Annotated in this window: 20 protein-coding genes and 1 pseudogene; 2 read left to right on the forward strand and 19 right to left on the reverse strand. The window is 47.3% G+C overall.

Going from position 1 to position 19,168, the window contains the following annotated elements; translation table 11 throughout:
• The 10 genes from L693_RS0112150 to L693_RS0112195 all read right to left on the reverse strand — a co-directional run.
• The coding region (locus L693_RS0112150; RefSeq protein WP_025717475.1) for a M14 family zinc carboxypeptidase at positions 1–1,035 on the reverse strand (1,035 nt) is incomplete at its 3' end.
• 118 nt (positions 1,036–1,153) lie between these two features.
• A complete protein-coding gene (gene racE / locus L693_RS0112155; RefSeq protein ID WP_025717476.1) occupies positions 1,154–1,963 on the reverse strand; it encodes a glutamate racemase in 810 nt (269 codons plus the stop codon).
• A gap of 207 nt (positions 1,964–2,170) precedes the next feature.
• On the reverse strand, positions 2,171–2,497 hold the full coding sequence (locus L693_RS0112160; RefSeq protein ID WP_025717477.1) for a YtxH domain-containing protein: 327 nt from the start codon (positions 2,495–2,497) through the stop codon (positions 2,171–2,173).
• A gap of 97 nt (positions 2,498–2,594) precedes the next feature.
• Positions 2,595–3,242 carry a helix-turn-helix transcriptional regulator gene (locus L693_RS0112165; protein WP_025717478.1) on the reverse strand — a complete coding sequence of 216 codons (648 nt, stop codon included), beginning with the start codon at positions 3,240–3,242 and terminating at the stop codon, positions 2,595–2,597.
• An 8-nt stretch (positions 3,243–3,250) separates the two neighbouring features.
• Positions 3,251–3,691 (reverse strand): DUF86 domain-containing protein, encoded by a 441-nt coding sequence (locus L693_RS0112170; RefSeq protein WP_025717479.1) that lies wholly within the window; start codon positions 3,689–3,691, stop codon positions 3,251–3,253.
• 24 nt (positions 3,692–3,715) lie between these two features.
• A complete protein-coding gene (locus L693_RS0112175; RefSeq protein WP_025717480.1) occupies positions 3,716–4,003 on the reverse strand; it encodes a Dabb family protein in 288 nt (95 codons plus the stop codon).
• Positions 4,004–4,084: 81 nt separating this feature from the next.
• The gene (locus L693_RS0112180; protein WP_025717481.1) at positions 4,085–4,510 is read right to left on the reverse strand and encodes a phage holin family protein; all 426 of its coding nucleotides are present in this window, start codon (positions 4,508–4,510) and stop codon (positions 4,085–4,087) included.
• A gap of 225 nt (positions 4,511–4,735) precedes the next feature.
• Positions 4,736–5,863, reverse strand: a complete 1,128-nt coding sequence (locus L693_RS0112185; protein ID WP_025717482.1) for a polysaccharide deacetylase — start codon at positions 5,861–5,863, stop codon at positions 4,736–4,738.
• 325 nt (positions 5,864–6,188) lie between these two features.
• The gene (locus L693_RS0112190) at positions 6,189–6,437 is read right to left on the reverse strand and encodes a hypothetical protein (RefSeq protein ID WP_025717483.1); all 249 of its coding nucleotides are present in this window, start codon (positions 6,435–6,437) and stop codon (positions 6,189–6,191) included.
• Positions 6,438–6,541: 104 nt separating this feature from the next.
• Complete coding sequence (locus tag L693_RS0112195; RefSeq protein ID WP_025717484.1) at positions 6,542–8,353, reverse strand: hypothetical protein; 1,812 nt, start codon at positions 8,351–8,353, stop codon at positions 6,542–6,544.
• A gap of 318 nt (positions 8,354–8,671) precedes the next feature.
• Between L693_RS0112195 and L693_RS0112200 the strand changes: the two genes are divergently transcribed.
• Positions 8,672–9,256, forward strand: coding sequence for a helix-turn-helix domain-containing protein (locus tag L693_RS0112200; protein ID WP_007429779.1), 585 nt, complete (start codon positions 8,672–8,674; stop codon positions 9,254–9,256).
• Between the two features lie 207 nt (positions 9,257–9,463).
• Here L693_RS0112200 and L693_RS0112205 read toward each other — a convergent pair whose 3' ends face one another.
• From L693_RS0112205 to L693_RS0112220, 4 genes are all read right to left on the reverse strand, one after another.
• A complete protein-coding gene (locus tag L693_RS0112205; protein WP_025717485.1) occupies positions 9,464–11,161 on the reverse strand; it encodes a ribulokinase in 1,698 nt (565 codons plus the stop codon).
• Positions 11,158–11,868 (reverse strand): L-ribulose-5-phosphate 4-epimerase, encoded by a 711-nt coding sequence (gene araD, locus L693_RS0112210; RefSeq protein ID WP_025717486.1) that lies wholly within the window; start codon positions 11,866–11,868, stop codon positions 11,158–11,160. The genes L693_RS0112205 and araD overlap by 4 nt, the downstream gene beginning before the upstream one ends.
• Positions 11,869–12,199: 331 nt before the next feature.
• Positions 12,200–13,297 (reverse strand): GntR family transcriptional regulator, encoded by a 1,098-nt coding sequence (locus tag L693_RS0112215; RefSeq protein ID WP_025717487.1) that lies wholly within the window; start codon positions 13,295–13,297, stop codon positions 12,200–12,202.
• A gap of 196 nt (positions 13,298–13,493) precedes the next feature.
• Complete coding sequence (locus L693_RS0112220; RefSeq protein WP_025717488.1) at positions 13,494–14,645, reverse strand: sn-glycerol-1-phosphate dehydrogenase; 1,152 nt, start codon at positions 14,643–14,645, stop codon at positions 13,494–13,496.
• Positions 14,646–14,810: 165 nt separating this feature from the next.
• Between L693_RS0112220 and L693_RS0112225 the strand changes: the two genes are divergently transcribed.
• Complete coding sequence (locus tag L693_RS0112225; protein ID WP_025717489.1) at positions 14,811–15,014, forward strand: hypothetical protein; 204 nt, start codon at positions 14,811–14,813, stop codon at positions 15,012–15,014.
• Positions 15,015–15,120: 106 nt separating this feature from the next.
• Here the strand turns inward: L693_RS0112225 and fabV are convergent, their stop codons facing one another.
• From fabV to pdxS, 5 genes and pseudogenes are all read right to left on the reverse strand, one after another.
• A complete protein-coding gene (gene fabV, locus L693_RS0112230; protein WP_025717490.1) occupies positions 15,121–16,299 on the reverse strand; it encodes an enoyl-ACP reductase FabV in 1,179 nt (392 codons plus the stop codon).
• A gap of 314 nt (positions 16,300–16,613) precedes the next feature.
• A pseudogene (locus tag L693_RS29215) lies at positions 16,614–16,838 on the reverse strand (GNAT family N-acetyltransferase); the annotation flags it as partial.
• A 6-nt stretch (positions 16,839–16,844) separates the two neighbouring features.
• Entirely contained in the window at positions 16,845–17,534 is a 690-nt protein-coding gene (locus L693_RS0112235) for a YggS family pyridoxal phosphate-dependent enzyme (RefSeq protein ID WP_025717491.1), read from the reverse strand.
• A gap of 15 nt (positions 17,535–17,549) precedes the next feature.
• Positions 17,550–18,233: an MOSC domain-containing protein gene (locus tag L693_RS0112240; RefSeq protein ID WP_025717492.1), complete on the reverse strand. Its 684-nt coding sequence runs from the start codon at positions 18,231–18,233 to the stop codon at positions 17,550–17,552.
• Positions 18,234–18,282: 49 nt separating this feature from the next.
• Entirely contained in the window at positions 18,283–19,164 is an 882-nt protein-coding gene (gene pdxS / locus L693_RS0112245; protein WP_025717493.1) for a pyridoxal 5'-phosphate synthase lyase subunit PdxS, read from the reverse strand.
• Positions 19,165–19,168 lie beyond the last annotated feature (4 nt).

Consider the following 19,168-nt stretch of genomic DNA (forward strand, 5'->3'; position numbering starts at 1 on the left):
CTTGGGCTCCAGATCCCGATAATTCCAATAGATTTCCTGTCCCTGACTGTGGATGGATAACACCATATCAAACTGTTCGCGTTCGGTCAGATCGACAAGCGCCCTGGACTCTGGCTCAGACAAAGGTGCAGGCCCAGCATAGTCTCTTCGAGACGGTCCTGTTTTGCCACGTCTGCGTACCTCCTCTTCCCAATACGCCGGAAATTGATCGTTGAGGTCGACACCACGAATATTCGCCTTCCACCCCCGATAATCAGCGCGGCCTTCATTCCATTTTCGGAGGTCTTGATACATCGGGTGAGTCGGAAGCACACCCTGCTGCACCAGCTCAACCCCGTCCGGGTTGACCATCGGCACCACCCATAACGAGGTGTGCTCCAGCAAGTCCTGCGGGGAGCCACCATACACCCATGATGAAGTCCCCGCTCGCTTCGCTCGTTCACTCCGAAGCTCCCTTTCTTCCTGTTCCCCAGCAGCACTAATTCCTCGTGCATATTGCTCTATAAAACGCAGCAAACAGGGCGTCGTCAGCCATTCATTAGCATGTACAGAGGCGTTGGCATGAATTTTCCGCGTTCCTCTCCCAATACGTACATAGGGGATATCCTTCCCCATGACACTCGTGCCGATGCTGCCAACTTCAATAAACGGATACCTGCGGACCAAGGCCGCAAGGTCTTCCTGCAAATCCTCATATCCATACTCTCCACGCAACCGTACAATCTGATCCTGATGGCCATCAGGGATAACAATTGTTTGTCCCTCCACAAACTCAAACTCCGCAAGTCCGGGATTGGCCAGCCGCAGCTCATTAAGCTCCACACCAAACTGCTTGGCAATCTGTCTTGCGTTCTCATCGGGCTGAATTACGTATTTACGATCCATTGACGGACGAATATATAGCACCTGACCACAAATCAGATAGGGTTGAGCGGCGGCCCACGGATTATCTGCAATCAAAGTATCCGCCGTCAGTTTAAAAGCCGAGGCGACCCGGTGTAATGTATCTCCTTTTTGAACGATATATTCCCTCATCTTCTACGCCCCTTCCATCTGCCTTAATGCATGTTATGCAGATGCTGCGTGTCTTGATGTAGCGAAAAGCAAAACAACCGTCTTCTTTTGTCCAATGACAAAAAAGACGGTTGTCTCGTCAATCCAGATTGGTCACTTGCCAGACAACAGGCGTTTGCCGAATTTGCTCCCCGAGCCACTGGGCGGCTATACGCTGAAACAGCTCCGGATCGCCGGAGCAGAAAAGCTGATGCACCGGCGTTTCATCCCCTGCCTCCAACCTGCCCTTGTTGTACAAAATGGTACTCGTCTCACGGGCCGTTTCGTCTGCCGAGCTAATCAGCTTCACCGCAGGGCCCATCACTTCCTGAATCGTTTCTTTTAGAAAAGGATAATGCGTACAACCTAGAATCAGGCAATCAATTGGATACGATTGAATGGGCTTCAGCGACTCCTCTACAATCTGCGATGTCAGCTTCGAACGGAATTGTCCTTGTTCCACCAAAGGAACAAGCGCAGGACAAGCGTGGCTCACTACTTCAACATAGGGAGATAACTGCTTGAGCGCAGTCGTATAGGCCCCGCTTCGGATGGTACCCACAGTCCCAATCACCCCGACATGTCCGGTGACGGTGGCGCTGATCGCAGCACGAGCCCCGGGATGGATGACTCCGATCACCGGAATGGACACCTTTTGGCTTATATAATCCAATGCCGCGGCTGTTGCCGTGTTGCAAGCAATAATAATGACTTTCGGATCAAACTGAATCAGAAAATCAACCATTTGCTCCGTAAATTTCTTAACCTCTTCCGATGGTCGGGGGCCATACGGGGTGCGCGCAGTGTCTCCAAAATAAATGATTTTTTCACGCGGAAGCTGACGCATGACTTCTTTGACAACCGTCAGACCTCCTACACCGGAATCCAATATTGCAATCGCTTGCTGCACGTACACACCGCTTCCTTTTTGTTCAAATTAAGTTGTTCCCTCTCGAGAAGCTATCCGTTGCTACATACCTTATGTCGCAGTCATGTAAAAGGTACCCCAAAAGATTACCCTAAAACGATGAAGTGAGCAATAAAAAGGCTCCCCCCCAACGGGAGAAGCCATAAACCTAACGATATTCAGTTATTTTTTCCTACCACATACAGACCATTACAGAGCATCTTCTTCTGTATCCTCTTGAACAGGAGTAGATGAAACGCTGACCTCCTGAATATTTCCGCTATCTTTTTTACGCCATTGCCCAATTTCATGAATGACGGCTGAAACGGCTTCCTTAATCTTGTCGGTATACTCAATTGAGGTATCTGAAATTTTCCCTGCAAGTTCCTGTCCCTTGTCGCTCACGTGACGCGCCTGATCTGTAATATCCTGACGCAGCTCGCGACCTGACTTGGGGGCTAATAGCAACGCAGCAAGCGAACCAGCAAGACTACCTGCCAACGCGCCACGGATAAAGCTTTTGTAGTTCTCCTTCATCATCATCTCTCCCTTGTGCCCGGGCGAATGCCCATCTGTTAGTGCATTATAAGCACGGAGAGCTTGTCATGATACAGGGAACAAGCCAGAAAAACTTTTACTTTTTTCGGGCACGGATACGGTACAGGCAGCAACGGCCTCCATCCGCCAAACAATCCTCACGGACCACCTCAGCATCAAGCAGTTCCTCGAACATTTGCTGTTCACATTCGCAAGCCTTGCGGTAGCGGCCTGCAATTTGAGAGATGGGACAATTGTATTCCACAAGAGAGTAACTGCCATCCTTCTCCTCGCGCCACTCTGCCATATAGCCGGAAGCGTTCTGAATGCCTGAAAGCTTTTCCACACGTGAAGCCAGGGTAGTCTCACTTTTAATGTGTGGGGAGTAACGCTTCATCATTTTGCGTTTTCTACCATCAAACAGAGAGTGGACGGCTTCCATTCCCTGCTCTTCATCCAGCTCCTCTAGCAGTTCCAGCAGCAGATGATCATAATTGCGAGGAAACTGCTCACTTCCCTGCTCGCTCAAGCTGTATAAAAACGTTGGACGTCCCATCGCCTGTCTCACAATCGTAGCAACGATCAACCCATCCTGCTCCATCAATTTGAGATGCCTGCGCACCCCCATTTCTGTAATGCCTAATTGAGCTGCCAAGCTTCCGACGCCCACGGGTCCCTGGGTTTTCAATAGTGTCAAGATCATGCGCCTGGTGGGCATTTCGGGTACGATATACTTATCCGTCACTTTTGCCGTTACACTCCCTCGGGCTGCGGACCCAATTCCTTATTTAAATAGTCGTGCACGCTGAATACGAAATGCTCCAGCAACTCAGGCAGCTTAGGTGTAAGCGGGTGAAGGCTTGTCCGGTCCCAATGGAAGTACTCCTGAACTAAGGGTTTACGTAAGGATACCAGCTCCAACAGCGAATGAAATACGATATCATCCAGTACGCCTTCTTCATGAATGATACCGATAATATCCTCATAACTACTTGCGTCGCGCATAATAAAACCGTCAATGATATAGCTTCCTACGTCCGTTACCGTCTCAATCGCCAAATGAAGGCAGCGCTCCTGCACCAACCCTTGCAACAAATCACCATTCCAAGTGGCAGATATTTGGCGGAGCCCTGCGGCAATGTCGGGAACGGCTTCTAGGCGAAGCTCAATTTGTTCCCGGTTGACATAATACAAGTTACTGCACCTCCATTCATCGCTCTAGATTTCATAATCAACTGCGATTGAAACATCCTTCACTTCATTCATGTGTGCAATGATTTCCTGATGTACAGGGTGTACCTGATACGTTTGCAGGTCCTCCAGTGTTTCGACAACAGCTGTAAGGGAAATATCATAAGATCGTTCAGAACGAATCACATCCGTACCTATTTCGAGCGACAGCAATTCTTTGATTTTGCCATTCATGCTACGCAAAATGGATGCCGTATGCTCAATGCTTTCAGGGGAGCGGTCTTTCAATTTGAACAAAACAATATGTTTAATCATACATATAGGCTCCTTGTCTTAAAAATGTTCTCTTGAAAATTTTATCATAACGCCCCACATACGGAAAGAAGCTTTGTAATTCTAGCGATCTTTTCCGCTATCTTTTCCGTCAGACTCCTTGTCCTTCAGCAGGGCAAAAAAATTCTTGAGCTTCGGTGGGAGCGGCAGACCCATTCGTGAACAGTTTTCCGTAATAGAGATTAGTTCGTTGGATAAATAAAAATACGTCGCCGCGCCTTTCATGATTTCAGTACCCATCATGAGATCCACATGATGTGCCAAAGAAATCACCATGAGCATTAAAGCCTTTCTCGTCAACCCCCAAAAACCAGCTTTGCTGCTCAGACCTTGTCCGGTCTTAATCGCTGCGGCAACTCCTGTCACATAATCCACAGCCATGGCAACTGTGAATAGCACCATCAGCTGATTCCAGCCCCCAAAAGCAAACGTAATAATGGCTCCGGTGGTAGCACAAAACACACTAAACATACTTGGATTAATATTCATACCTGCTCCTCCTTCTCGGGGCGGTTACTGTAATATATGCAGTGACGCAGCAACCCGTAAAGTCATATGACCTGAGCAGGATATGAAATCATAGATTCATATGAAACAAGCTATGAACATCATGGACTCGCCAGGTAGACATAACAAAAAAACACCCTTAAAACCCTAAATACATGGTTTTAAAGGTGCCTTGACTTGCTGTTGGGCAACATAACGCTTGTTTAATTAACGATGATCATTCCAAAAATTAAGCGGAGTCAGGTTGTTATTCAACGGCTCGAACGAATAGCCTTCTTTCTGCAAAGCAGCCATGATTTGTGGAAGCACCTTGATTGTGGATGGCTTATCATGCATCAAAACGACTGGTGTTCTGCCTTGGTTTTTCAATCTTCGAATATCACTTAGAACGGTTTTTACAAAATGCTCGGGATTTTTGGTATAACGCCAATCATTAGAATCTATATTCCAATCCCAAATATGATAGCCCGCACCCGTCAGTTGGTCGCGGTAAGCTTTCTTCAAGTACGGTTTGCTGCCATAAGGCGTACGAATTAAAGAAGTGCGTTTCCCAGTTGCCTGAAATAAAATTTCGTTATCTTGATTCATTTCTGCAAGTGCTGCTGCAGGAGATGCATAGATTTTCTTTACCTGATGACTCATTCCGTGTAAACCTAGAGCGTGCCCCTCTTCTACCATTCTCTTCATCACCGCAGTATGTTGACGAATTTCCGGTCCTAGCATGAAGAAAGTAGCCTTGGCATTATATTTGTCCAGAATATCCAGTAGCTGCGAAGTATGCGCTGTAGGACCATCATCGAAGCTCAAATAAATCGTACGGCTGGATGAGGAAACATTCCCTTTATTGCCTGCGTTACTTGGCTTGGCAGCTGTCTGCTGCTTAATTTCTGCCGCAAACTTTTCCACAAATTGTGCATCGGACAAGCTTGTATTTACGTTCTGAATTCGATACAAATTACTTGATGGAAGCGTAATAGTAAAGCCAAACGCATCCGTCAAAGTGCGGATTGGCACCATCGTACGTCCTCCACGTTCAAAAACATCACCCTCGGTCAAACTCAACGTAAAGCTGCGGTTATGTCCCGTCAATATCAGTGTGTTCCCGCTAGCCGAAGCAGAAATGCCCATCTTTTGCCCTAATATAACGATAGGTACATACAGCTTATCATTTTTCATCACTGGCTGAATCGTATTGGAATCAAGTAACACATCATTGACCCCCAGCAAAGGAGCCTTTGCTTGCGCGCTCGCTGTATTCGTATGTATACCTAGCAAACCCAAACAACAGATTGCCATCAAGCATACAGCCATCCATCTTACTTTTAAAAGCTTCATTCATTACACCATCCTGTACTGTATTTTATAATGTGTGGGAGCTATCTCTAGCTTGTCTATGAAGTTATACAGACATGACGATATAGACATGACAATATAGACATTCACTCAAATGACATAAACGCATCTCAACCGACTGAATCCGAACGTCTTTTCGTCCCCCATATATATTAATAGATTACCAGACTATAGTAAGTAAACATAGTAAAACAATTTGAAAACAATCTCGCAACTCCTCTTGCCAGAGAAGTTACAAAGTTGTGAATAAATCGACTGAGTTAAGAAGAATACAAGCGATTAATAAATTCTTTTGGTGGAACTAGAACTACCGGAAGAAATGAATAGGAGTATCATTCGCCCCATCTTTTTGCCATGCTTTATAAATATCATATAAAGTATAGCCTTTGGATAACTGTGCATTGATCCAAGTCTGATCCTTACCCGTTTGCTGTGCAAGCCAAGCTCTGGTAATAATCTGTGGAGTTGAAGACGAGGAAGACTGAGAAGCTGCTGCCTCACCGTTCCCTTCTTCTCCATATGCCCATGTACTCCATGGACCCAGCAACATTGCCATACATAGTAGACTACAAATATAACGTTTAAATACTCGCTCACCCCTATTTAATAATTACCTGTAAATCTGGCTCTCTGTTTTGCTGTCAAAGGAAAGACACCTTTTTAATCTGTAAAAGGAAATACTTTTTTCGTCCGTTTAATGACGTTTCCGTTTAAGTCATAATCCAGTTGAATTTGATCACCGGTGAACAAAATAACTTTATTCAGTCGGTTCCCTTTCCCATATTCATACGAGGTATCCTTACCGAGCGCCATATGTGCTGCCATAATTACGGTTTGTAATGCGCTACTATTGGTTTCAGTCAGCTTCACACAAACGGTTTGTCCTTCCTTCATCTCATACTCTAAGACCGTATAATCCCAACCATATATTTGCGCTTGCTCTGTTGAAGAGACCAGTTGATTACTAAAATCAGGGTCCGTAAACAAGGCTACAATCGGTTGCTGTTCAGCAAAGTTGGATTTTTCTTTCACTGCAAAACGATAAATTCCGTCTTCTTTGGGCGTAAACCAATATTTCCCTTGCTGGCCTGCTGTAAAGTCAGCCTCCTTTTCTATAAGCTCAATTAGCTCGTCCAGCTTGCTGTCATCTTTATTTTTTACAGCAAACACACGATAAGGCGCTCCAAAGTTAACAGCAGGAGTAGCTGCTGTTACGGCAAGATGAATATTGGCGTTAGCTGGCACTTGCTGCTGATTGTCTTTCGCCTCTTTATGTTCACGAATCACTTTTCCTGTTTGATCCGCAACGATGAACTGATACGTTCCACCAGTTTCCTTCGCATTCGTCAAGACAGGGGCCTCCTGACTTCCGCGATAGATCCATGTTCCCTGCTCACCGCCGGATAGAAATGTAATCGGCGTATCACTTGTTACCGTAATAAGTGCTTTCTTTCCAGCACCGACCTGAGGGGCTGTACTTGTGTCATTGCGTCTGGATTGCTCTGTACCATCCGCTTTATACAGGACCGCATCAAATTTACCTTTAACGGTTTTGGCGGTGCTGTGCAGATTCCTTAAACGATTACTGATATTCGTATACGTGTAACTTTCACCTTTCGACAGTGTTACGCGTAAAAATGCAGGTTCACTACTCGGTTCCCAGGAAAAATCGTCCGTATAGTCAAAGATAATGGGACTCGGGCCAATCACAGTCACAATGGCATATCCCGAAGCCGGGATCATAGGACCTGCCTGGCTGTTAAAACCATAGGAGTATACCGTTCCATCCGACTTATAGATAACATAATCGAACAAATTTCCAGCCTTTCTGGAGTTATTGTAGATCGGATTCATCAGCGTGCCGTTATTATGGAAAATGTAGCTTTTGCCTGCCTCAGACTCGACGCGACTGATCGCATATCCACCCACAGGACGGGCAATAAAGTTACGATAAGGAGCGCCGTATGTAACCGGATTGGCAGTGACCTGAGTAATTACCGCGTATCTGTCCACACCAATCTGCCCCGAGGTGCCACTACCGCGTGAAGACTCTGTTCCATTTGCCAGGTAAACAACGAAGTCAAGCTTATCCTTGGTTGTCCCATCGCTCTCAATCGTGTCCAATCTGGTTCCCACATTGATAAACTGGTAACTTTCCCCTTGATTTAAGGGAACCCGCGCATAAGCCGGCTCCCCAGTGTTTTCTATACTGTATTTTCCATACGGAAAACCGAAGCTAACCGCGTTTGCAGTTGAGCCTGTAATAACCATCTCTTCGTCATCCGCCAAAGTAGGGTGAGCAATACTATTAAGATTCGATGCGACTAAAGTTCCATCTGAAAGCCCCTGTTCCTCCTGTTTCGTATCCGCTTGATCCAGTTGCATTCCATTCCTTGCATCTTGTTTTTCTGCACCTGCCACACCAGGCAAGCACAGCAAAGTGTTTGTTGCCAAAAGGCCGTCAGAAACCATACCATTACCTTTTTACAAACCATCTAGCCGTATAACCTCCTTTTTCTCATCGGGAAAATTGCATTTTACATTGCAAAGACCCATTTTTCTCTCTGTACATTCTTACAATCATAAGGGAAGAACATATTACCTCTATTTCCAAAAATATTGTCAAAATTTAATATATCGTCACCTTAAACTACCATTTTCATAGGTCAAATGGACCTTATTTTCCATAAACCGGTTAAGCCCATGGGATTAAAAGAAAATCAGGAGAAGAGTCACTTGCAAAGCCCCCTCCGGGTATAGTAGTATGTGGTTAAAAAAATCGGAGGGTATATGCCTAAACAACAAGATAAACATTCCATTCAGGCGTGGTCTCTGATCAATCGCAAATATTTGGGAAAAGGTGTGCGTGTCAAACGTTTTCGCAAGCCAACACGCTGTCAAGTGCGCAATCGCGTTTTGCTTGCCGTTTTGATGGCTAATGACATTAAACTGTCCCAACTTGCCGAAGAGCTTTCCATCTCCTCTCGCAGCGTCAGCGCGTGGGTATATGAGGGCCGTATTCCCGGCAACACCAATCTGGAAAAGACGTGTAACACACTTGGTTATCCGCACCATATTCTGTTTAACGAAGAGGTTGTTCGGCGTTCACCGCTTATCTGTCAACCAGCGCCGTCCCGTTTTATGAAACGGACTGTAACTCGTTCTCCGGTCAAAAATCGGATCTTGGCGGGTCTATGCATGGTTCATGATATTTCAGTGACCGATGTCAGTCATTGGATTGGCGTTCATCCCGGCACATTCCGAAAATGGTTGCACCAGGGTACAGTTCCTTCTCAAACCTTCCAGGACCAGGCGGAACAGTTTTTCCGTATTCCAAAATCCATTTTGTTTGCTGATGCCATGCTGAAAAAGTAAAAATGTCCCCTAAAAACTAACAATTGTACTTCTCATGAAAGTCTTTGAAAGGAACGCATTACCATCTTTCATCCAATGAGACTTTCACATCATGTTATTCACACAATATAAAAAAGCAAAAAAGCACAGTCTGCCGATTTGTCGGCGTACTGTGCTTTTTTAGATACAACAGCCCTACAAGCTTCTGTCTTATATGTTCTTAGCTTCTTAAGAATGAGTGCTTGCCGCTTCAGATGAATGTCCGGCTTCTTCCTTGATAGCCTTCAGCTTTTTCATGACCGGGTTGCCTCCACGTCCAAAGTAGTCGTGAAGACGGCTGTATTCCTCGTACAGCTTATCATAGACGGCCGCGTTCTCAGGGATCGGCTTAAAGCTCTCGTCCCGTACACGTGCCATATGGCGTGCTGCTTCGACAATATCATCGTATCCCCCAGCTTCAGCTCCCGCAGCCACTGCTGCGAACATTGCCGCGCCCAGCGCAGGAGTTTGGGTAGATGCTGCCACCTTAATCTCACGTCCGGTTACGTCAGCATAAATTTGCATCAACAGACGGTTTTTCTGCGGCAATCCACCGCACGCGTATAATACGTCTACCGGTACACCGTTATGATGGAACGCATCGACAATTTTACGTGTTCCAAACGCGGTTGCTTCCAGTAATGTACGGTACACTTCCTCTGGCTTCGTCAGCAGCGTATACCCGACAATCAGCCCTGTCAGGTTGGTGTCCACCAGCACAGAACGGTTACCGTTCCACCAGTCCAGCGCCAGCAACCCGGTTTCACCCGGTTTATATTCAGCCGCTTTACGCTCCAGCCATACATGGACATTTACGCCTTCTGCAGCAGCCTGCTCCTTCACCTCAGCCGGAACCGCACGCTCCACGAACCATGCAAAAATATCTCCTACTGCCGATTGTCCAGCCTCATATCCGTAGTAGCCCGGGATAATTCCGTTCTCTACGACGCCACACATACCTTCTACTTCTTTTTCTTCCTCACCGAGCAGCATATGGCAAATGGAAGTTCCCATCGCCATCACCAGCTTGCCTGGTGTAACTACGCCTACTGCTGGAACAGCCGCATGTGCATCCACATTACCTACTGCTACCGCTGTTCCCGGATTCAACCCTAATTTCGCGGCCATTTCTTCTGTCAGTCCGCCCGCCCGGCTACCCAAGTCATAAATCTCGCCACGCAGCTTCGTATCTGTCAGATTTTCCAGACGCGGATCAAGCGCCTTAAAAAATTCACGGTCCGGATAACCATCGCGGTGATGGTAAATGGACTTGTAGCCAGCTGTACATTGATTACGTTTCAGCTCCCCACTGAGCTGAGAAATAACCCAATCGGTCGCTTCCACAAAACGATCGATTTGATCATAAATGTCAGGTGCCTCATTCAGAATTTGCCAAATTTTTGCGATCATCCATTCGGACGAAATTTTCCCTCCATAGCGGGGTTGAAACGTCTCTCCGCGCTGCGAAGCAATTTCATTCAAACGATCCGCTTCATCCTGTGCGGCATGGTGCTTCCACAGCTTTACCCAACTGTGTGGGTTATCCTTCAGCTTCTCGTCAAAGCACAGCGGTTGCCCTTGTACGTCGATCGGCAGCATCGTACAGGCCGTAAAATCAATTCCGATCCCGATGATGTCGTCTGGAGAAATTCCTGTTTCCTTCATGACAGCAGGTACAGAAGTGGTTAGCACCTCAATATAATCGGCCGGATGCTCCAGCGCCCAATCCATTTCCAGTTTGCGTCCGCTACCAGGCAGTACTTCATCAATAACCCCATGGCGATAAGGTGTTACATGCGTAGCTATTTCAGCTCCGTTCGACAGGTCAACAATGACCGCACGGCCGGACTCTGTTCCATAATCGACACCAATGGTATACTTGCTCATTTGTGTGCCTCCTCCTTTTTCGTTTGCCCATAATAGGCATTTGCCCCATGCTTGCGCAGAAAATGCTTATCCAGCAACGCCTGATCCATCGAGGTTAATTCCGGGTTCAGGATGAGGGAACGGTACGCCATTTTGGCCACTTCCTCCAGCACAACTGCATTATGAACAGCATCATTGGCATTTTTACCCCAAGTGAACGGCGCGTGTTGATTCACAAGCACACCTGGAATATTTGTTGGACTAATATCCTTAAATGTCTCAATGATTACATGTCCTGTCTCCAGCTCATATTCCCCGGCAATCTCCTCCGAAGTCATCGCACGAGTACATGGAACCGTGCCGTAAAAATAGTCACCTTGAGTTGTGCCTAATGCCGGAATCGCGCGCCCTGCTTGCGCCCAGCTTGTAGCCCAGGAAGAGTGGGTGTGCACAATGCCCCCAATTTGCGGGAAAGCACGGTACAATGCCAAATGTGTAGGCGTATCGGATGAAGGACGAAGGTCACCTTCAACAACATCGCCTTGAAGATTAAGCACAACCAATTGCTCGGCTTTCAGATCTTCATAGGCCACACCGCTTGGCTTGATAACAACCAGTCCCTGCCCGCGGTCGATACCGCTTACATTTCCCCACGTGAAAGTAACCAGACCATGCTTTGGAAGCGCCAGATTGGCCTCCCATACTTCCTTTTTCAATTGTTCTAACATGTATAAGACACTCCTTTTACTCTCATTTCTGAAATCTGCAATGGAAGTGACTGAACCCAACTTCAAATGGAAAATGACAGGAGGGTCATAACGACCCTTCATCCTTGGTTCCGCTTTCATTATACATTTGTACGTACAACTTAGCCAGCCTTTTTTATCTCTTTTTCAGATCAATTTCTACGCTTATTTCCAGAAAAAACACAGCAAAAACAGCCTGTTTTCTGCAATCCAGAAAACAGGCTGTTTGGTGTAACGAGAAGTATGGCGAGAACCATATGATAAAATATGCAGGTTTGAAGCTGTATATCCACTGACTTGTCCTTACATGTCCCTAGGTATTTTCTGGAGCTGGCCCGGTGGATTCGCGAATAATGAGCTCAGGCGGTATAATCCACTGACGATCCTCTTCACGATAGCCCTTCTCTTCAATCATCGACAGCATCGTTTCGGCAGCACGCAGCCCCAGTTCTTCTTTGGGATGCCGAATAGTCGTTAGCTTGGTTTCCGTTGCTGTCGCCAAAAATGAGTCATCAAATCCAACCAGCGATAAATCATTGGGGATGCTCAGACCCGTTGAACGTACAATATCCAGTAATCGAACAGCCAGCTCATCATTATATGTCACCCATCCGGTCGGGCGCTCCTCTGCTTCCATCGCCAGCAGCTCTGATGCACGTTGTAACGGAAGCTCATTTTTTTCTTCGGTTCGGTAAGTAGTGACTGCATTCGGGTGTAATGTCACCCCATATTTGCGGTGAGCAGCCACAAACCCCTTCATTCGCAATATTCCCTGCATATCGTCGGTTTTGAAAAAACCGGCCAACCGTCGGTGTCCCAGCTTGATCAAATGCTCAGCCGCCAGGAAACCACCCTTTTCATCATCTACACGCAGACAAGGCGCATCCATCTCCTCATAACGGGCATTGATCATCAAATAAGGGATTTGGCGATTCTCCACCGTCAAGTAGTAATTCAAATTGGGATTGCGTTCCCCGCTTTTGGTCGGTTCAATAATAATTCCGCTCAGTGGCTGACTCAGCAGCATTTCCAGACACTGGCGTTCCTGCTCGAGGTCATTCCCTGTGCTGGACAGCAGCAGCTTGTAGCCCTGACGACTTAATTTGGATTCAATTCCCTGTACGATAGAGGGGAAAATATAATCCGATATATAGGTCGTAACCACCCCAATCGTCCGTGGATCTTCAGGTTGCTTACGATCCCGTGTCGCAACAAAGGTTCCCTTGCCCTGCATGCGAAACAGCCAGCCTTCCTGTACCAGCTCGCCGAGCGCCTGACGCACCGTTTGCCGACTAACCGCAAATTGCTCAGACATTTCATGTTCAGATGGAAGCTGGCTTTGAGGCTCCAGTTTGGATGAATGAATCCATGATAAAATTTCCTGTTTAACTTGTATATATTTGGGCGCCATAGTGTCCTCCGTACTTGCAATATCGTGTACCCGTTCGTATTCCACGATTATAGCATATCGTTCATTTGTACATACAAATGTTATGGGAGCAGGACATCGATGTATAGCTGCCGGAGCCGAAATCCATTCGCTAATCCCTTCCTTGCTACATATGCTTGGCTAACTATCTATAGACGATTGGTATTCATGCTGCATATTATGAACGAAGCAGTCGATGTTCGTTCATATACTTAAGCCCCGTATAGCGGTCACGCAAAGTATGGGCCGTGCGCAAAGCACGAGCAAGCTGTTCCTCCGTCACCCCAAGCTCGGCAATAGTGGACGGACCACCGACCTTAACCAGCCATGCACGCATCTGTTCCGATGTAGGCAAAGTCCGATACACTTTAAAAGCCTCCACATCCTGGCTGGCAGCCAATTCCCTGTACATGCCAGACAGCAAAGCGGAAGCTACGCCCACTTTGGCACCATGCAAAACCTGCTTGCGTCCCTCTGCAATAAAATCCATTTCAATTCGGTGGGAAATATGGTGTTCTCCCCCCGATGCCGGACGCGAATGATCAATCATCAGCATTGAAATACCGGATGCAATCAGTGCATTCATCAGCACCTCGACGCCTGCCTTGCTGCCTGCCGCAATCTCATCGACATGCTCTACACAAGCATGTAAAGCCTCCTCGGTAATCCGGTTAGCCACAGGTGAATACGGCTCATTTCCCAAATCTCTGGATCCCTGCCAGTCCGCTAATGAGGTGAATTTACCGAGCATATCGCCAAAGCCTGCGGCAGTCATCGTCTGTGGTGCATTCGCCAGCACGGATAGATCCGCAAAGATGGCTTCCGGTGGAACCGCCTGAAACGTCTGCTTGCTGCCGTCTACGATCAGCGGCGCACCTGCCGAGGTAAACCCATCTACAGAAGCGGCCGTCGGTATGGACAAGAACGGACGATTCATTTTATAGCATACGAAGCGGACCAGATCGTGAATCGTGCCGGAGCCTACAGCCAGTACAGCCTGACTCTTATCTTTCACGCCCAGCAGCACCTTCATAATGTAGGTTTCATCAGCAATGACATCTCCCACAGCATTTGGAGGCAGCTGGACCACATCAACCGTCAACCCTGCCTCATGTATCAGCTTAGCCACTCTTTGGCCTGCCGCTGCCGAGGTATACTCATCCTCTACCAGGGTTACATGACGATAATTTTGTCGGTTCAAATAAGGGACGACAGCTTCAAGCGCTCCATCCCGAACCTCGATCAACAGTTCAACCTTTCGATGAGGGTGATCAGCGTTGCTTGCCTGCGCCTCTGCGTTCCACTGCTTGATCTGCTCATTCATATTCATTTCATCAGCCTCCTGAAAAGGAATAATTTGCATAAGAATGACCCATAATGATAAAAAATTCAGTTTGAAAACGATTACCACTCAATTGTACGCACAAGTTCATGTCCAAGTCCAGAGAAAAGTACAAGTTGCTGTTTAATTCATACATTAGAAAGGAATATGATTATGAAATATAGAACGGACATTGCCTGCTCACTTGGATTACTGGCAGGTACTACGTTTGGCAGCGGTATTGCTTTTTTGTTCGGCTGGCAAGCCTACCAAGCTCTGACCTCTGTCACCGTCTTTGGTATTGCTGGAATTATCATTACCATTGCCGTTTTTCGCTTGCTGCACCGAAAGTCGCTTTCTGCCTCCAATTCCCGATAAATTAAGCGGGTGAAGCATCTCTGCCTTGCATATGTAAAAAAACGGGTCTCACAAGCCATTTGCATCGCTTGAGAGTACCCGTTTTTATTTGACTCCTATTTGTTTCTTAATTTGTGTGAACCTCTGGATCGACATCCAGCTCATAATCGATTTCATCAAACCCGAATCCAAATAATTGAAGGAAGTCCAGACGGTATTGTTCAAGATCGCCCCGTTCAGACACGTTTTCCGTAGTGATCTCGGACCAGGCAGCTTTGACAGCCTCCTGCACATCCTCTCTCATTTCCCAGTTATCCAGACGAATGCGCCCTTCCTCGTCCGTTTCCACAGTTGACCCGCTATACAGCTTCTCGAACAGACGCTGCGCCTGCTCAATGCATCCTTCATGCAATCCCTTTTCTTTCATAACCTTAAACAGTAAGGAAATATACAGAGGCACAACAGGAATAGCCGAACTCGATTGTGTGACCAGCGCTTTATTTACAGAAACGTAGGCTTTACCATGATAACGCTCCAGTTGTTTCGTTAACGTATGCGCTGTGGCCTCCAAATCGTTTTTGGCTTGCCCAATGGTTCCTTTACGGTAAATGGCCTCCGTGATCTCCGGACCAATGTACGAGTAAGCCAGTGTGGTTACCCCATCAGCCAGCAAATCGGCTTCCTCCAGCGCCTTGAGCCATAAGGACCAATCTTCGCCCCCCATGACCGTGATGGTGTTCTCAATCTCCTCCTGCGTAGCCGGTTCCAGCGTAATTTCCGATACGACACCCGTATTCGTATTCACCGTTTTATTCGTAAACGGCTGTCCGATTGGTTTGAGAACGGAATTGAAGGTTTCACCCGTATCTGGATGGGTCCGCCGCGGTGAGGCGACACTATACACAATCAGGTCTACCTTGCCCAGCTTTTCCTTAACCAGCTTCAACGTCTCCTGCTTAATTTCATGGGAAAAAGCATCTCCATTAATGCTTTCCGCTATGTAGCCAGCCGCTCTGGCCGCTCTTTCAAAGGCCACAGTGTTGTACCAGCCTGCCGAAGCCGTACGCCCCTCTGAAGCGGGACGTTCATAGGATACACCTATGGTATCAGCTCCCATACCGAAGCTTGCAGCAATGCGGGAAGCCAGCCCATAGCCTGTAGACGCTCCGATCACGAGTACCTTTTTAGCTCCTTGTATTGCTGTGTTGTCTTTGATGTAATCGATTTGACGATTGACATGAGCCGCACACCCTTCAGGATGAGCAGTCGTACATATAAAACCACGGATTTTCGGTTTAATAATCATTGCAAGGGTCCCCCTACTTAGGCATTCATTTAATATAGATAGTATGGTTGTTCAGTCATAACTATATAGTAAAATAGCCTGCGGCTCAACCTGGATTACAGTTACAAATACCTATTCCCCTACCATTTCTTGTTCTTGCAACATTAACAAAAATACAACCTTTTATCATTACTGAAAACTGCGTTTTTCCCAATGCCCCTCGTATTTTCATTTAGCGGGGTCAGTACACAATAAAATCCGACTTCTTCAGCATATCTTATCAGTATATAAATTCATCATGTTAATGAACACTGGCCTCCACAGTTCATCCGCCCTTATTTCTTGCGTCTGATCATAAAACCATTCTCAATTTTTTCAAAGCCAACTTTAGGGTAGTACGCCACTGCACTTGGTGCAGCTAACAAAATCAGTGCGACTTCTTCCCCAATTTCTTCTCGCACCTTGGCAATAAGATCCCGTCCTACTCCGGATTTCTGAGCTTCTTTGTCAACGACCAGATCAGACAGATAGCAACAATAACTCCAATCGGTTAGTGCACGTTTTCCCTAAATCGCTCCCCTTCCGACTAAGATCGATCCAAGCCTCAACCAAGTTGCCCCTTCTTCGATCGCGACTTCAAAATCGTTGGACATCCCCATAGAAAGATGCGGTACGGGATAAGCAAAGATTTCTCTTGTATTAAGTTCATCGCGCAATCGTTTTAATTCTCTAAAGACCGGTCTGGTCGCTTCGGCGTCGGATTCGTGTGGAGCCATCGTCATCAGCCCCACCACCCGGATCTGCTTCATCCGCGAAACTTCCTGCGCAAATGAAAATAAAGCTTCCGGAGAAAGTCCTTGTTTGCTTTTCTCCCCCGAAACGTTGACTTGAATAAAACAATTCACGACGACATTGAGTCGGGCAGCCTTCTGCTCTATTTCTTTCATCAAGGATAAGCGGTCAAGCGAATGAATATACTCGAATTTGCCGATAACCTCTTTTACTTTATTGGTTTGCAAATGACCGATAAAGTGCCACGTTCCTCGTGGCTGAAGGGCCTCCCATTTGGACTGCGCTTCTTGGGCGCGACTTTCACCAACATGGGTTAATCCGGATAGCAACACTTGCTCCGTTGCTTTCGCCGTTGTATATTTCGTCACGGCTATGATCTGGATTTCCTCTTCGCTTCTGCCGCATCGCCCGCAAGCTTGGCGGATGCGATGTTCGACTGCGGACAGACGATCTTGCAGACTCATTGAATCACTCCCACCTTATGAGTTGCCTGTTAGTCTTTCGCGAGAATCCGCCTCGGTTCCCGCCAAACGTTTTAGAAGCGTATTTCTCCAGTTTATAGACAATTCTTCCACTTCGAGGATTTGTTTAATGCCCTCGATATGATTCTTCTCTTGATGCATAATACGATTGGCGAATGAAACCGTAATTGCTTTCGGATGACGATGAAGGAGGGACAGTCCGTCGGTTTTAGAGGCAACTCCCTCTTCCAGAACGCGGAAGTAGAATCCCGTGTAGCCTGTTTGTTGTACCTTCAAGGGCATGTCCGGTACGCCGTACTTGATGGATAACTTGTAACAAGGCTGTCTGGGCTGGCTAACTTGAACGATTGCTTTGCCAAGCTTAAAGACGTCTCCAATGCAAACGTCGGATTCCAGCAAACCTTTTGTCGTTAAATTTTCCCCGAACGCGCCGTAGTCGAGCGGTCTCCGCAATTCATTTTCCCAGAACGGGTAATGCTCGTAGGGATAGACGCATACAGCCTTCTCTTTGCCTCCGTGATGAACCAAATCGCCCTGTCCATCCCCTTCGAGGTTTAGAGAAGATAAATACAGAGATTCATCTGTGGCCGACTTGAATATCCCCGTAGAAACGTCCTTCTGATTAAACCGGACCTGCTTGGGCATGCCGACATTAAGTGAAAGGATTTCGATAGATGCCATTCGGATCACTCCCGCTCCAAATTTTAATTAACGAGTTCGCTAGATGTGTCTACATACCGCGTTCCTGCATTCGTTCGCTCGCCTGAAGTGAGGAGATTTCAATCCCTTTCATCGGGGTCCCCAGGTTTTTGGAGATATCCGCAATATACCCGAAGTCCGTATAATGCGTCGTCGCTTCCACGATGGCTCGGGCAAACTTCTCCGGTTGGTCGGATTTGAATATGCCTGACCCGACAAAAACGCCATCCGCCCCCAAGTGCATCATCAACGCAGCATCGGCCGGCGTAGCAACGCCCCCTGCGGCAAAGTTGACTACGGGCAATCTGCCGGTTTCTTTGACCTGGAGCAATAAATCGTAAGGAGCGCCGAGTTGCTTAGCCTCGACCATTAATTCGTCTTTGCTCAATCCTTGCACTTTGCGGATTTGGCCCAGCAACATGCGCATGTGGCGCACGGCCTCGATGATATTGCCTGTTCCCGGCTCCCCCTTGGTGCGAATCATGGATGCGCCTTCCCCGATCCGACGCAACGCTTCTCCCAAATCCCTTGCCCCGCATACGAATGGAATCGTAAATACTTGTTTGTCGATATGGAAATTGTCGTCGGCTGGCGTTAATACTTCGCTTTCGTCGATATAGTCTACCCCGAGTGCTTCAAGGACTCTAGCTTCAACATAATGACCAATGCGCGCTTTCGCCATCACGGGTATGGTAACGGCTTTCATCACCTGCTCTACAATAACCGGATCAGCCATCCGGGCGACTCCGCCCGCCGCGCGGATATCCGCTGGCACTTTCTCCAGCGCCATGACCGCGGTGGCTCCAGCGGCTTCCGCGACTTTTGCCTGCTCCGCATTCATCACGTCCATGATGACGCCGCCTTTTTGCATTTCGGCCATTCCTCTTTTGACTCTGTTCGTTCCCGTTTCCATTTCA

This window comes from Paenibacillus sp. 1-18, from assembly GCF_000520755.1.
Lineage (GTDB): Bacteria > Bacillota > Bacilli > Paenibacillales > Paenibacillaceae > Paenibacillus > Paenibacillus brasilensis.

Bases quoted from the DNA above. Each gene is read 5' to 3' on its own strand.
- pdxS (WP_025717493.1), bottom strand. From the start codon at position 19,164: ATGGAAACGGGAACGAACAGAGTCAAAAGAGGAATGGCCGAAATGCAA.
- L693_RS0112195 (WP_025717484.1), bottom strand. From the start codon at position 8,353: ATGGTTTCTGACGGCCTTTTGGCAACAAACACTTTGCTGTGCTTGCCT.
- L693_RS0112160 (WP_025717477.1), bottom strand. From the start codon at position 2,497: ATGAAGGAGAACTACAAAAGCTTTATCCGTGGCGCGTTGGCAGGTAGT.
- L693_RS0112240 (WP_025717492.1), bottom strand. From the start codon at position 18,233: ATGGCATCTATCGAAATCCTTTCACTTAATGTCGGCATGCCCAAGCAG.
- L693_RS0112185 (WP_025717482.1), bottom strand. From the start codon at position 5,863: ATGAAGCTTTTAAAAGTAAGATGGATGGCTGTATGCTTGATGGCAATC.
- L693_RS0112200 (WP_007429779.1), top strand. From the start codon at position 8,672: ATGCCTAAACAACAAGATAAACATTCCATTCAGGCGTGGTCTCTGATC.
- L693_RS0112215 (WP_025717487.1), bottom strand. From the start codon at position 13,297: ATGGCGCCCAAATATATACAAGTTAAACAGGAAATTTTATCATGGATT.
- L693_RS0112190 (WP_025717483.1), bottom strand. From the start codon at position 6,437: ATGGCAATGTTGCTGGGTCCATGGAGTACATGGGCATATGGAGAAGAA.
- L693_RS0112235 (WP_025717491.1), bottom strand. From the start codon at position 17,534: ATGAGTCTGCAAGATCGTCTGTCCGCAGTCGAACATCGCATCCGCCAA.
- L693_RS0112225 (WP_025717489.1), top strand. From the start codon at position 14,811: ATGAAATATAGAACGGACATTGCCTGCTCACTTGGATTACTGGCAGGT.
- L693_RS0112205 (WP_025717485.1), bottom strand. From the start codon at position 11,161: ATGAGCAAGTATACCATTGGTGTCGATTATGGAACAGAGTCCGGCCGT.
- L693_RS0112220 (WP_025717488.1), bottom strand. From the start codon at position 14,645: ATGAATATGAATGAGCAGATCAAGCAGTGGAACGCAGAGGCGCAGGCA.
- L693_RS0112175 (WP_025717480.1), bottom strand. From the start codon at position 4,003: ATGATTAAACATATTGTTTTGTTCAAATTGAAAGACCGCTCCCCTGAA.
- araD (WP_025717486.1), bottom strand. From the start codon at position 11,868: ATGTTAGAACAATTGAAAAAGGAAGTATGGGAGGCCAATCTGGCGCTT.
- fabV (WP_025717490.1), bottom strand. From the start codon at position 16,299: ATGATTATTAAACCGAAAATCCGTGGTTTTATATGTACGACTGCTCAT.
- L693_RS0112180 (WP_025717481.1), bottom strand. From the start codon at position 4,510: ATGAATATTAATCCAAGTATGTTTAGTGTGTTTTGTGCTACCACCGGA.